Source organism: Brumicola pallidula DSM 14239 = ACAM 615, assembly GCF_000428905.1.
Lineage (GTDB): Bacteria > Pseudomonadota > Gammaproteobacteria > Enterobacterales > Alteromonadaceae > Glaciecola > Glaciecola pallidula.
In genome coordinates this window covers 32,055-43,558 of record NZ_AUAV01000017.1, presented here as the reverse complement: position 1 = coordinate 43,558, position 11,504 = coordinate 32,055, and the positions used below count along the sequence as shown (strand labels likewise).

Below are 11,504 nucleotides of genomic sequence, written 5' to 3'. Positions count from 1 at the left end.
ACATGTGGCTGATTTTTATCAAAATGGCATTGTAACCACGTTACACAACTTAGAAGATCGTTCGATTGAAGATCTGGAAGCCGAGTTAAGTGAGTTTTCTAAGCAACGCCCATTAGGATTAATCCTTCCTTCATTATTTTCCGAACTAGAAGGGCAAGCGCTCCCAGCCACAATAGAACACATTAAAAAAGTCCCCTATTTGTCTGAAATAGTTATCGGTCTTGATCGTGCTAACTTAGAAGAGTACAAATGTGCCCTCAACTTTTTCTCCACGCTGCCGCAACACCATCGAATATTGTGGAATGACGGACCGAGGCTGAAGGCACTCGACGCAGAATTACAAGAACTCGGCTTGGCACCAAAGGAATTAGGGAAAGGCAGAAATGTTTGGTATTGCATGGGCTATATACTTGCATCCGGAAAGGTGGAAAGTGTCGCTCTGCACGATTGTGATATTTTAACCTATGACCGTTCTTTGCTTGCAAGACTTATTTACCCAGTTGCAAATCCACACTTTAACTATGAGTTTTGCAAAGGGTTTTACGCACGAGTTGCTAACGGAAAAATAAATGGTCGGGTTTCACGATTATTAGTTACGCCTCTTTTGCGAGCGCTTAAGATGACGTTAGGGCACAATGATTACTTAGAATTTATGGATAGCTTTCGTTACCCATTAGCAGGCGAGTTTTCATTTAGACGAGACGTTCTCAATGACATTAGAATTCCGAGTGATTGGGGCTTAGAAATTGGCGTTTTATCTGAAATGCACAGAAACTATTCGCATAACAGGCTCTGCCAAGCTGATATTGCAAAAACATATGATCATAAACACCAAGACCTGTCATTAAATAATGAGCAAGGTGGCTTATCTAAAATGTCGATTGATATCACTAAAGCCTTATTTAGAAAATTAGCGACGCAAGGCACCACGTTTAGTACCGAGACATTTAGAACCATAAAAGCAACGTATTTTAGAATTGCCTTAGATTTTATTGAAACCTATCACAATGATGCTGTTATGAATGGCTTGAAACTGGATATTCATAATGAAGAAAAAGCGGTAGAAATGTTCGCCCACAACATTATGAAAGCGGGACAAAGCTTTTTAGAAAACCCAATGGAAACCCCCTTTATTCCAAGTTGGAACCGTGTCGTCAGTGCCAAACCAGATGTTTTAGAATGTCTCAAAAGAGCAGTCGAAGAAGACTTTCAAGAATTTAGCCAAGGACAATAAAATGGCAGATCACTTTCTTCAATTTACGGCAAAACTTAAACACCACTTAGAAGTTATTTATCAAGATATCTTGAGCCCATCTGAAATAGAATTACTGGTAGCCAAATTACAGATAAGTATAGGCGTTACGGGTAAGGATGATTGCCACTACCCAACGCCGCATAAAAACCGTTGGGATGAGTCAGACGTCATTATGATTACCTATGGTGATAGCATTGTAGAAAATACCAAAGGTGTTGATTTTGGCTTTAGTCAAAAACCATTAAAAACACTTTTACGCTTTATTAACGACTACTTTGCCTCGATTATTAGCCACGTGCACATATTGCCGTATTTTCCGTATAGTTCTGATGATGGTTTTTCTATTATTGACTACTCGATAGTGAATCAAAGTTTAGGTGACTGGGACGATATAGAAGCTATTTCGAAAGAATATGGACTCATGACAGACGTCGTTATCAACCATTGCTCGGCACGAAGTCAATGGTTTGAAAATTTCAGCAAACAAGAAGGAATTGGCAGCGACTACTTTTTTATAGCTTCACCCACTGACGATGTAAGCATGGTAGTCAGACCAAGAACATCAGAGCTATTAAAAGAAGTTGATACCCCAAACGGCGCAAAGCACGTGTGGTGTACGTTTAGTCATGACCAAGTGGATTTTGATTTTAGAAATCCAAGTGTTTTGATTGCCTTCGTTGATATTATTCGTTTGTATTTGGATAAAGGCACAACCGTTTTTCGTTTGGACGCAATCGCATTTTTATGGAAAGTTACCGGTAGCCCAAGTATTAATTTACTGGAAACACACGAAGTTGTTCGCCTCTTAAGAACGCTGATTGAACATACCGCGCCAGAAACCATTATTATTACTGAAACCAACATTCCAAATAGAGAAAACCTGACTTATTTCGGTAATGCCAACGAAGCTCATGCCATTTATAATTTTTCATTGCCGCCATTGCTAATAAATACATTGGTAACGGGTGATTGTAGTTATCTAAAAAGTTGGATGATGAGCATGCCGCCAGCACAAAATGGTACAACGTATTTTAATTTCATAGCCTCTCATGATGGTGTTGGTTTACGTCCCGCTGAAGGTTTGTTGAATGATCAGGAGATCACTGATTTTGCAAATTGCATGCAACGTTTTGGTGGTAAAGTTTCTTGGAGAAAAACAGAGAATGGTCAGCACAAGCCATATGAAATGAATATTGCTTTGATCGACGCACTCAAAGGAACAACAAAAGGGCCGGACCAATATCAACTACCGCGCTTTATTTGCGCACATGCAATGATGCTTGGGCTCGAAGGTATTCCTGGAATTTATATTCATTCATTATTGGGTACACCAAATGATGAAGATAAAGTAAAAAATACAGGTCAAAATCGTTGTATCAATCGTCACCGTTGGGATTTTGAAAAGCTGATAGCAGAGTTAGATAACCCAAAAAGTACTCATGCTAAGGTGTTATCTGGTTTGTCTATGTTGATCAGAATTCGACGTTCTCAACCTGCATTTCATCCAAATGCAACCCAATTTACGTTGCAACTGGGCACTGGTATATTTGGCTACTGGAGGCAGAGTATCGACCGTCAGCAAAGTATATTTTGCTTGTCGAATATTACTGATGAGACACAAGAGGTACGATTATCAGATATTAACCTGATTGAAAATAATTTGTGGCATGACCTGATCGCCAAACAGCCAATAAACCATGCTATTGAACAGCTATGCCTTGCCCCTTATCAAACAATGTGGATATCAAACAAAGCCACAGGCTGACGCCAGTGGCTTGCGTCTGTAAGCTAACAGTTATTTGTATAAAGGACCTACTCGTAGGTTCTTTTACGTTTCACATCAATTGTGTCTATGTAGCCATGCCAACTGGCATAGCCAATAATTGGCATAATAACTAAGAAAGCAACAAAGAAAGTAACAAAACCGATAAATACTGATAGCAGAATAATGGATGCCCAAAAGAACATAGCCCTCTTGTTCAGCCAGACCGCATTCATACTGGTTAGGACTGCTGTTGCTAAGTCGACCCGTCTTTCCATCAATATTGGTTGTGTAAATGCGGTTATAAAGAAAACGAATATCGTCAACGCTGCACCAACTAGTGTACCTATAATCAAAAACGCAGCAAGGCTTACTAAGGTGTATGCTTGATTTTCAGGATAGAAAGCATGGATAAGAGATGCGATACGTAACCAAAAAATCATCAACACCATTAGTAATATAGCAAAACCCCATTCGTTTACAGCGTTTCTGGACATTGCTTTTAAGGAGTGTGTAAAGGATGGCGTATTTTTCTTTTCCAATTGCCATGAAACGTCATACAGACCGGCTGCCAAGAAGGGGCCAATCAACATGAAACAGACCATCGCTGGAAATATGATCATGTACCAACCGGTCAAATCTATTAAATAATACATAGACCAAGGAATGAGCGTAAAAATGACGCCATAGGTTAAACTGATGACAGGCGCTCGTTTGAAATCATCAAAGGCAAGGGCTAACCATTTTATTGAATCAAACAATTGTAGCTTTTTACAAGGTATAACCCGAGCGATACCACTGTCCTTGATCCCGGCTTCTGGCATTTCTTCTAACTGCTGAGACATAACATCTCCTATTAAGCGTAAATAATTAATTCATTGTGGAGTATAAGTTTTTTTGGATATTGAACGTAAACTTCAATAGCTACGCTTTATACTAATCCAGAAACTGAATAAGTTCAAAAATTACTCAACGAAAACTAACATTAGCTTCATGCCAATTGATATTGGTTAAGAAAAGTGCATAAAGTACTTCATTTAATTCATTAAAACTTGTGATTTGTGATTTTTCTCCTGTCAGCATTTCTAATACGAACTGATGACAGTTATTATCAATCAAATGATATTCGCGCAAGCCATACAAATTATCAATACATCGCTGCGCTACTTCCTCAGCAGCTAAGGATCTAAAATTTTCATCGCAAGCAACATATATCTTTTTGCCACTTCTGTTATCCAAGAATCGATCTGGAGACACTGAACGAATTAACCCTTTACCGCTCAACTCAAAAATATTACCATTTACCCAAACGCCTGTATGGTCCAATACTCCATAAATACCGCAGGTAACAATAGCGCCATTTCTTGGGACAATACGTTTTGAGGATTCCCCCGGTAATTTACGGACGCTATTAGTGCTCCTTAAATAAGCATCAGTTGCCTTGTTTGAAGCATATAACCCTAAACAAGCAGCACCTAACCACAACAAGGGAGCAGGCATAAAAATCTCCAAATTAGCCGTAAATTAATAAAATTATCTTTATTATACGTTGAGAGTTGATAATTTGAGCAATAATAAATGTGACAAAACTTGTCATCGCCCCTTAACAGGAGGCCTCAGCTGTATTATTCTTAACGGTAATCACCTATCTAGTGTTAAGACCAATAATTAATGTCAAAAATCAATCGCTCGAACAAATTAGCTAATGTCTACTACGATATCCGCGGGCCTGTATTAGAGCAAGCAAACAAAATGGAAGAGGCTGGAGAGCGGATCTTAAAACTAAACATAGGCAACCCTGCCCCGTTTGGTTTTGAAGCGCCTGACGATATTTTGAAGGACGTTATCTACCAATTACCCAGTGCACAAGGCTACACAGACTCCCAAGGCATATACAGTGCGCGCGTTGCGGTAATGCAGTATTACCAGCAAATGGGTATCAAAAATATTCAAGTGAAGGATATATACTTGGGTAACGGGGTAAGCGAATTGATAATGCTGTCAATGCAAGCGCTACTCAACGATGGTGATGAAGTATTATTACCGGCCCCAGATTATCCCCTGTGGACAGCAGCAGTGAATTTATCATCTGGCACTGCAGTGCATTATCGATGCGATGAGCAAGCCGATTGGTTTCCCGATCTCGATGACATTGAATCAAAAATTACAAAAAGAACCAAAGCCATTGTATTAATTAATCCAAATAACCCGACAGGTGCGGTATATAGTGTTGCATTATTAAATCAGGTTGCGGATTTAGCGCGCAAACATGACCTAATTATATTTAGTGACGAAATTTACGATAAAATACTTTACGACAATGCAAAGCACACATGCATTGCTTCGCTTGCACCTGACTTATTTTGTGTCACTTTTAGTGGTTTAAGTAAAAACTATCGGGTTGCCGGTTTCAGAGCAGGCTGGATGTTGGTCAGCGGCGACAAGCAATCTGCAAAAAGCTATATAGAAGGCTTAACCATTCTTTCATCTATGCGCATGTGCGCCAATGTGCCTTGTCAGCATGCAATTCAGACCGCCCTAGGTGGCTATCAAAGTATCAATGACTTAGTTTCTGGCGATGGACGTTTGTTATCACAACGAAATCTAGCATTCGAAGGCCTTAATGATATTGATGGTATTTCGTGCGTAAAACCGATGGGCGCTATGTATTGTTTTGCAAAGGTAGATAGCAAGAAATTTAATATTTCTAATGATGTCAATATGGTGCTCGACTTACTCAATAAAGAAAAAATATTGTTGGTTCATGGCAGCGCGTTCAACCTGCAGGAAGGGTGCTACTTTAGATTGGTTTTTCTTCCTCATAAAGAACAGTTATCACCGGCTCTGTTACAAATGAAAAGTTTTTTTAACAGTTATCAGCAATAGCCTATTATAAATAGCCCATAGTATTGACTGTCTGACTTTCAATATTAACAATTGCTTAAATTGATGCATAACAGGCACTCAATAATAAACATTAATAATCGCGTGCAGCGCGACAAGGAAATATAAATAAATGAATAGTGCATTTTTAGCATGGATATTACGTATGCCACTAATAAAACGATGGGCATTAATGCATGCAGTTAAAAATGAAAATGTTGCAGAACATAGCCATCAAGTGGCGGTTATTGCTCATCTCCTTGCTGTTATCAGAAACACCTACTTTAAGGGCACATTAAATGCAGAAAAAGCAGCCACTATTGCCTTATATCACGAAGTATCCGAGACCAAGTTACAGGACATTAATCATGTCACCAAATATCACAATCCAGATCTGACTCGTGAATTCAAAAAAATTGAAGAAATGGCGGAGCTAGAATGTTTAAAAACCTTACCCGTTGAGCTGCAGCCTATTTTCAAACCCTTATTAGTGCAAAAGGAAGTTGATCCTGAATATAAAGCACTGGTGAAGGCTGCCGACCTTATTTCAGCGTACTTAAAAGCGTGTGATGAACTACGCTTTCAAAATTCAGAATTTTCACATGTAAAAACCAGACTTGAAAAGATGCTTATGGAATTTAGAAACACGATGCCTGAAGTTGACTATTTCCTGACTATTTTTCAGGAAAAGTGTTTTGTCAGCGTCGATCAACTTGCAGAATAGCGATCGACTCAAGCTAATTTCAAATACGCAAAATTTAGGGGTAATATGAAGCATAGCAATGCATGGACGGAACGAATACTTACACGACTAGAGAAACGCGACGGTGATCACCGTAATGCTTATCAACGCGATAAAGCCCGTATTATGCACTCAGCTGCGTTTCGGCGTCTGCAAGCTAAAACTCAAGTACTCGGTATTGGTATTAGTGACTTCTACAGGACACGATTAACTCACTCTTTAGAAGTAGCGCAGATAGGTACCGGTATTACCGCTCAATTGTCTAAGAAACAGCCCGAACTCTCATCACAGCTAGGTCTTGATGAACATCTTATTGAAAGTATATGTCTGGCACATGATATTGGTCACCCTCCTTTTGGTCATGGTGGCGAAATCGCTCTACATTATATGATGCATGAACATGGTGGGTTTGAAGGTAATGGACAAACATTTCGTATTCTTACCAAGTTAGAAACATATAGCCCAACGGATGGAATGAACTTGGCACGGCGTTCACTGCTAGGCTTAATTAAATACCCCAATTATATTGGCGTGTTAACCAACCAAAGCTTGAAAACCGACAAGCCAAAATCGCACCGCTTAGTAAAATCAAAACAATGGCAGCCGCCCAAAGGATTATACTTGTGCGACAAAAAAGCATTAGATTGGGTGCTTGATCCATTCTGTAAAAACGACCAAGAACGCCTCAAGGAATTTTTAGTTAGCGACGATGGACATGCTAAAACACGCTATAAATCGATTGACTGCTCAATTATGGAGCTAGCCGATGATATTGCTTATGCAATTCACGATCTTGAAGATGCTATCGTCATGTCAATGGTTACGCGTGACTCATTTGAGCTTGAAATAGTTAAGCCTATTAAAACTCTCGAGATCCCTTGGCTATCAAGCGAAATTGACATTTTAACTAACAATTTGTTCAGTGCTATGCCATATCAAAGAAAGAATGCAATTGGCGCTTTGGTCAATTGCTTTATCACTGCCATTAGTATTCAAAAACAAGATTTATTTGAATCAGAACTCATTGATTTTAACGCTTCTTTTGCAAAGAATTATCAAATAGCGCTCGGACTCTTTAAGTCATTTGTGTTTAATTACGTTATTCGAAAGCCTGAGCTACAGCTTTTAGAATACAAAGGTCAACAGATAGTAATGGCATTATTTGAAGCCTTCAGTTCGGAGCCCGAGAGATTACTGCCAACTAACACTGCAAAGCGTTGGATCGAGGCTGACTCTGCTAACGCAAAGCACCGAGTGTTAGCTGATTATATTTCGGGGATGACCGATGAGTACGCAACTAGGTTATATAACCACCTGTTTTTGCCAAAATCGGGGGCGGTTTTAGACTCATTAACGCCTTAGCTGAAATATAATCGGCTCGAAGTAGGTCTTATGCTCCAAGCCGTCAGTGATAGAAGTTAGGCTACCTCGGTGCTGAGACGTTGCTTGCTGCATCAACAAAAGCGACTGCAGGGCCATTTGATTGGTTTAGTGATGAGGATAAAGCCAAGTTCACTACGTCAGCACTTAATTTTTCAAAATTAGCAACCAACGCATCCTCTGATATTCTGACGCCAATGGACAAAGCCACCAGTTATAATAACTTTTATGAATTTGCAACTGGAAAAGCGCATCCGATACAAAATTCGCAGTCATTTAAAGTCGACCCTTGGTCTTTATATATTGAGGGCCTTATCGAAAAGCCTATCACTCTTTGTTATGATGATCTTTTTTCTTCCTTTGATTCATAAGAGAGAATTTATAGACTGCGATGTGTGGAGGCGTGGTCGATGGTTATCCCATGGGTGGGATTTTCGTTAGCCAATATCCTTAAAAAAACACAGCCATTAAGTATTGCCAAGTACGTCACCTTTCAAACCCTATATGATCCCAAGCAAATGCCAGGGCAGCGTAGTCGGTTTACTGGCGGTAGTGTAGATTATCCCTATTTGGAGGCTTAAGGCTCGATGAGGCAATGCAACCATTAACCATGCCAAGCGGTAGGCATGTACGGTAAAACATTACCACGTCAAAACGGCGCGCCAGTTCGTCTGCTCGCACACGTAGTTATCTTAGTTTGGTTAGGCATTGTATTTGATCAAGGGTTTAGCGACCAACTTGGTGGCGACCCAGTTCAAGCATTACGCGACTTTACCGGTATTGGTGCGCTCAATTTACTTGTGATCAGCTTGATTATCAGACCGCTTGCTATGTTCTTCAAATTTACCCAATTGCTCCCTTTCAGGCGCCCTATCGGATTGCACTCTGCACTGTATTGCTTAAGCCACTTTTACGTATTTATAGCCTTTGAGTTACACTTTGAGATACAACTAATTATCTCTGAAATTATTAAACGTCCGTATATAACGGTCGGATTTGTGACGTTAGTTACACTCATAGTGCTTGCTGTGACTTCTGTCAACAGGATTAAACAAAGCATGGGCAGCAAATGGTTCATATTGCATAGCCTGGCATATGTAGCCGTTGTTTTAGATTGCTTGCACTACCTTTGGCTGGTTAAATCTGCGTGGTATGAACCGGCAACATACTTGGCATTTACAGCTTGTTTATTGTTCTTAAGACGTGCCAGAATTAAAAAATATTCAAATAGTACTTGCATGTTTATTTATACAGTACTACTGTACGTATACACATAGTGGATAAACAGACAGCAGGTCACTCATATGCAAATGCAAACTCAATCTTATATGCAAACTCAATATGTAGGCAGTCAGGCATTAGGAAGTTCATTAGTAACGAAGTCCTCAATGGTGAGTTCTAGTCTGATTAAACCAAGTAACCCAGATGACTTATTGGGTGTCTCGTTTACTAACCACTCTGCGTTTCAATTACAGAAATCGAACATAAGAAAAAGTCGTTGGGTAGCGCATGTTTCATGCAAAACCAAGTTAGCCGCATCACATAAATTAGTGTTAAATATTAAACCGACACAAACATCGTCAGCATTCGACATCCTTGAACGACTACTATTCTCAAAAACGTGTGCTGTCATTTACAGCGATGAAACACTTCCCTTACATCAAGTGCAAATGCTAAAGCAAATGGCCATATTTAGTGGCACAGAGGTGATTTTTATTGCTGATAAAATAGAGTTTAATTTACTGCAATTAAATGACTTAGAAAAAGCGTAAGCGGCTTGCACAAAATACAGGTACGATCAAATCAGTGTTTTTAAATATTAACGGCGTTATCAAAAATTACAGTGTTGTCTTGGGTGAAACTGGCTATTAGAAAGATTCAACAGTGTGACTTTTGATGATCTTTCTACTAACACTATGCGTTAACAACGACTTCTAACCAATCATTTTCAAAGTCAGACAGACACCTCAACTGAGGTGTACCTTTTAAATTTAAGTAATCGACTGATAGAGGAGTAAAAATGACTGCACAAAAATGGTCACTTATATCAAAAGCACTTTCAGCTTTACTGCTTTTCGCATTGCTGCTGACCTGTGATTCATTACTGGTCTCTTTTGTCTGAATATCGGCTCCGTCGTCATTTATAATCTGCGCATTAACCGAATTATCAGCTTTTGTAGCGCCTAATTGTTCGCCATCATCATTCATGTTATTGCCGGCTTTACTATCAAAAGGAGCTTTTGGTGAGGGCCAAAGAAACTGTTCTTGCGCACCACGAGACAAGTTAGCCCACTGCTGATGTAAAAACTTCTCTGAAAAGAAAACAGATTGCCTTTTAGAATTAGTCCCACTCTCATCTTTAAGTATGTCATTACTGACTAATGAAACATGCCCAGCAATACGGTATTGTTCTCTAGAACCGGCAAAATACCAACATATTTCAAACTTTTTTGGGGTAGTAGATAGCCAATCTGACACTTTTTCACTGCGAATATCTGTGACAGAAATCAAATTCAAAGAATCTGGTATAAAACCTCTAAATACCATCGTCCTATTTTTAGGAAGCCCATCCACAGAGATGCTTGCAACTTGAAAGTATTTGGATTGTGGCTGACTACGATTGACATGCAAACTTCTTACAAGGCGTTGTCTCCAGCTCGGAAATTTAAAATCAGACATTGGGTTTAGCTACCATTGAAAATAGTTTATAAAAATTAGTGGTCGTCGCTGCTGCTAACTCGGCAACCGATATACCCCGCAACTCCGCAATAAAGTAGGCTACATCAACCACATTTGCAGGTTCGTTTTCCTTTCCTCGATGAGGAACCGGCGCTAGCCAAGGACTGTCGGTTTCAATTAGTAATCGATCAAGTGGTATCTGTTTAACTGTATCTTGTAACTCTTTAGCTGAGGCGAACGTAACAATACCTGATATGCTTATATAGAAGCCCATTTCCATCGCTTCCCTCGCCATTTCTAGCGACTCAGTGAAACAGTGTAGAACACCTACTGTCGAAGGCTGTCTATGTTTATTTAGCAGCTCAATTGTATCTTTATGTGCATCTCTAGTATGAATTATTAGTGGTTTTTGAACCACATTGGCAACTTTTATGTGATCAATGAAAGACTGTTTTTGTATCTCTTTTGTTTCTGCACTATAAAAATAATCAAGACCCGTTTCACCGACCGCAACAACGTCATCCTGCTTAACATTAGCTAGCAATTCATCGTAGCTACAAACGTCTTCATTGTGCAACGGATGCACACCGCAAGACATTGACACATTATCAAACTTTGATACTTTTGCTTTCATATCATTAAATTCTTTTACCGACACAGCAACGCACAGCATGTGCTCAACTTTTCTTTTTTTAGCTGCAGCGACGGTTTCGACCAGTTCGTCATCATTCTTCTTTAATCTATCTAGGTGGCAGTGCGAATCTACAAACAAAATGTTCTCCCGTGAGGTATTTGGATCTATT

At 39.5% G+C, this 11,504-nt stretch carries 11 protein-coding genes and 1 pseudogene; 8 read left to right on the top strand and 4 right to left on the bottom strand.

What is annotated here, in order from left to right; translation table 11 throughout:
* Nucleotides 1–4 precede the first annotated feature (4 nt).
* Both G399_RS0107975 and G399_RS0107970 read left to right on the top strand, forming a co-directional pair.
* Nucleotides 5–1,234 carry a glycosyltransferase family protein gene (locus G399_RS0107975; RefSeq protein ID WP_006010917.1) on the top strand — a complete coding sequence of 410 codons (1,230 nt, stop codon included), beginning with the start codon at nucleotides 5–7 and terminating at the stop codon, nucleotides 1,232–1,234.
* 1 nt (nucleotide 1,235) lies between these two features.
* A complete protein-coding gene (locus G399_RS0107970; protein WP_026843573.1) occupies nucleotides 1,236–3,020 on the top strand; it encodes a sugar phosphorylase in 1,785 nt (594 codons plus the stop codon).
* A gap of 47 nt (nucleotides 3,021–3,067) precedes the next feature.
* Here the strand turns inward: G399_RS0107970 and G399_RS0107965 are convergent, their stop codons facing one another.
* Nucleotides 3,068–3,862 (bottom strand): DUF2189 domain-containing protein, encoded by a 795-nt coding sequence (locus G399_RS0107965; RefSeq protein ID WP_006011503.1) that lies wholly within the window; start codon nucleotides 3,860–3,862, stop codon nucleotides 3,068–3,070.
* A gap of 124 nt (nucleotides 3,863–3,986) precedes the next feature.
* Nucleotides 3,987–4,517, bottom strand: coding sequence for a lecithin retinol acyltransferase family protein (locus tag G399_RS0107960; RefSeq protein ID WP_006011502.1), 531 nt, complete (start codon nucleotides 4,515–4,517; stop codon nucleotides 3,987–3,989).
* Between the two features lie 171 nt (nucleotides 4,518–4,688).
* Here G399_RS0107960 and G399_RS0107955 point away from each other — a divergent pair, with 171 nt between their 5' ends.
* The 6 genes and pseudogenes from G399_RS0107955 (at nucleotide 4,689) to G399_RS0107925 (ending at nucleotide 9,794) form a co-directional block, all read left to right on the top strand.
* Nucleotides 4,689–5,903, top strand: a complete 1,215-nt coding sequence (locus G399_RS0107955; RefSeq protein ID WP_006011501.1) for a pyridoxal phosphate-dependent aminotransferase — start codon at nucleotides 4,689–4,691, stop codon at nucleotides 5,901–5,903.
* Between the two features lie 130 nt (nucleotides 5,904–6,033).
* Nucleotides 6,034–6,624, top strand: a complete 591-nt coding sequence (yfbR, locus tag G399_RS0107950; protein ID WP_006011500.1) for a 5'-deoxynucleotidase — start codon at nucleotides 6,034–6,036, stop codon at nucleotides 6,622–6,624.
* 45 nt (nucleotides 6,625–6,669) lie between these two features.
* Nucleotides 6,670–8,004, top strand: coding sequence for an anti-phage deoxyguanosine triphosphatase (locus G399_RS0107945; RefSeq protein WP_006011499.1), 1,335 nt, complete (start codon nucleotides 6,670–6,672; stop codon nucleotides 8,002–8,004).
* Nucleotides 8,005–8,084: 80 nt separating this feature from the next.
* Nucleotides 8,085–8,699 (top strand): annotated as a pseudogene (msrP, locus tag G399_RS22510) (protein-methionine-sulfoxide reductase catalytic subunit MsrP); the annotation flags it as partial.
* Nucleotides 8,694–9,299 carry a protein-methionine-sulfoxide reductase heme-binding subunit MsrQ gene (locus G399_RS20400; RefSeq protein WP_226988967.1) on the top strand — a complete coding sequence of 202 codons (606 nt, stop codon included), beginning with the start codon at nucleotides 8,694–8,696 and terminating at the stop codon, nucleotides 9,297–9,299. The pseudogene msrP and the gene G399_RS20400, both read left to right, overlap by 6 nt.
* A 27-nt stretch (nucleotides 9,300–9,326) precedes the next feature.
* Nucleotides 9,327–9,794 carry a hypothetical protein gene (locus tag G399_RS0107925; protein WP_006011491.1) on the top strand — a complete coding sequence of 156 codons (468 nt, stop codon included), beginning with the start codon at nucleotides 9,327–9,329 and terminating at the stop codon, nucleotides 9,792–9,794.
* Nucleotides 9,795–9,936: 142 nt separating this feature from the next.
* Here the strand turns inward: G399_RS0107925 and G399_RS0107920 are convergent, their stop codons facing one another.
* Entirely contained in the window at nucleotides 9,937–10,701 is a 765-nt protein-coding gene (locus G399_RS0107920; RefSeq protein WP_026843572.1) for a pyridoxamine 5'-phosphate oxidase, read from the bottom strand.
* Nucleotides 10,694–11,473 carry a TatD family hydrolase gene (locus G399_RS0107915; RefSeq protein WP_006011489.1) on the bottom strand — a complete coding sequence of 260 codons (780 nt, stop codon included), beginning with the start codon at nucleotides 11,471–11,473 and terminating at the stop codon, nucleotides 10,694–10,696. Before G399_RS0107915 ends, G399_RS0107920 begins: the two co-directional genes overlap by 8 nt.
* Nucleotides 11,474–11,504: the final 31 nt, after the last annotated feature.

Coding starts and splice junctions, on each gene's coding strand:
- G399_RS0107970 (WP_026843573.1), top strand. CDS start 1,236: ATGGCAGATCACTTTCTTCAATTTACGGCAAAACTTAAACACCACTTA.
- G399_RS0107965 (WP_006011503.1), bottom strand. CDS start 3,862: ATGTCTCAGCAGTTAGAAGAAATGCCAGAAGCCGGGATCAAGGACAGT.
- G399_RS0107960 (WP_006011502.1), bottom strand. CDS start 4,517: ATGCCTGCTCCCTTGTTGTGGTTAGGTGCTGCTTGTTTAGGGTTATAT.
- G399_RS0107955 (WP_006011501.1), top strand. CDS start 4,689: ATGTCAAAAATCAATCGCTCGAACAAATTAGCTAATGTCTACTACGAT.
- yfbR (WP_006011500.1), top strand. CDS start 6,034: ATGAATAGTGCATTTTTAGCATGGATATTACGTATGCCACTAATAAAA.
- G399_RS0107945 (WP_006011499.1), top strand. CDS start 6,670: ATGAAGCATAGCAATGCATGGACGGAACGAATACTTACACGACTAGAG.
- G399_RS0107925 (WP_006011491.1), top strand. CDS start 9,327: ATGCAAATGCAAACTCAATCTTATATGCAAACTCAATATGTAGGCAGT.
- G399_RS0107920 (WP_026843572.1), bottom strand. CDS start 10,701: ATGTCTGATTTTAAATTTCCGAGCTGGAGACAACGCCTTGTAAGAAGT.